The organism is Variovorax sp. P5_A3 (genome assembly GCF_056400665.1).
This window is the reverse complement of sequence record NZ_JBFUKW010000067.1, coordinates 1-1,362: the sequence shown is the minus strand read 5'-3', so window position 1 is coordinate 1,362 and position 1,362 is coordinate 1. Positions and strand designations below refer to the sequence as shown.

Genomic DNA, 1,362 nt, shown 5'->3' with positions numbered 1-1,362 from the left:
CGATGCCGGTGACGAGCGGTGCGCCGTTCCAGTTGAGCTGGTTCAGGCGGCCGGTGGCGTCGCACAGGTACGTCAGCACGCTGCCGCTGGGGTAGCTCAGGGTGGTGAGCAGGCCGTTGGCGGCGTAGCCGTAGCCCACYTGCTGCACCAGGCCGCTGGCGAGGGTCTGGCGCTTCGAGGTGACGCGGCCGAAGCTGTCCCGGGTGWATTCGGTGACCCCGCTGCGGTCGACGATCTCGGAGAGGTAGCCCATGCTCGACGGGCTGAGGTCGTAGCGCAGCGTGGTGGTCTTGCCGTCGGCGAAAGTGAGGCTCGTCGGGCGGCCGAGCGCGTCGCGCTCGATCTGCGTGGCCTGGCCGAGCGCGTCCACGATGCGGCTGGGCAGGCCCAGCCTGTCGTACCGGCTGCCCTTTGCCATTCGTACATGAAGGCCACCAACGCCGTCATATTCGTCAACGGCAAAGGTCGGCTGCAGCCGCCTGTAGGTTTTCAATGAACTCAGCGAGCGGAATACGCGCACCTTGTTTGCCCTCTTTTGTAGGAAAAGAAACGCACACGCAATCACGGCCTTGCTCACGATCCAACAGCACCAAGAACTGACCATCGAAACTCATCTCTGCGACGAGATTCTCATAGTCGACGTCGCTCAAGATAGTTGTTTCCCACTTGCCGTTTTGCATATCTGGTCCTTTAAGGTTCAAGAAAACCGGTGAATTTTCCGCCGGGGCCAAATCGCGCGCCGCGCCCGCCTGGACTTTCACGAACGTCAACTCCACCATGACGGTTGGGTTTGTCAATGCGACTTGGCGAATTCACGATGTCATCCAGGGTCTTTTGACCCTGAGCATTCTTGTCCGCGGGCGTACCTCTTGCTGGATCAAATGCGCTGCCAGAGCGATCGCCATGTTTCTGCTGAGCACGCCCGGCTTTGGTCAAGTCACCGCGATCAGGGTCGCTCCCGGAGGCTGGGTCTGGCGCACTACTTTCATTTGAGAACATCCAATCAGCCAGCGCACCGCACGCTCCCGCGATAACTCCTGGCAATGTGAAAGGAGGAAGCTGTAGTCCCGGAATCGGTGGCGTACCGCCTCTACCGTAGGGCCTGTCGAGATCGATCGGCGGTGGCGGTGAAGTGTCCACACATCCGCCCGGCACAAAACAGATTCTCAGCAACCCTGACGGGTCTGCAAAATTCAGCGCGTTTGCATCGACCTACGTGCGCCTGTTCCAACCCCCTGCAAGTCCGATCGGATCGTTCTGCGTGTAGAACCCGCCGCCCGGTGAATACGAACGGCGACCGTTGTAGTTCAGCCCGGACTCTTGATCAAAGTACTGGCCCGGGTATCGAAGGTTGAAGGTCAC

The 1,362-nt window shown here is 60.4% G+C and carries 2 protein-coding genes and 1 pseudogene; all 3 read right to left on the bottom strand.

Annotation, left to right across the window (positions count from 1 at the left end; genetic code table 11):
- A pseudogene (locus AC1D3B_RS36165) lies at positions 1-418 on the bottom strand (hypothetical protein); the annotation flags it as partial.
- 34 nt (positions 419-452) lie between these two features.
- The gene (locus AC1D3B_RS36160) at positions 453-761 is read right to left on the bottom strand and encodes a hypothetical protein (RefSeq protein ID WP_478195467.1); all 309 of its coding nucleotides are present in this window, start codon (positions 759-761) and stop codon (positions 453-455) included.
- Positions 762-1,212: 451 nt separating this feature from the next.
- Positions 1,213-1,362: an RHS repeat-associated core domain-containing protein gene (locus AC1D3B_RS36155; RefSeq protein WP_478195468.1), complete on the bottom strand. Its 150-nt coding sequence runs from the start codon at positions 1,360-1,362 to the stop codon at positions 1,213-1,215.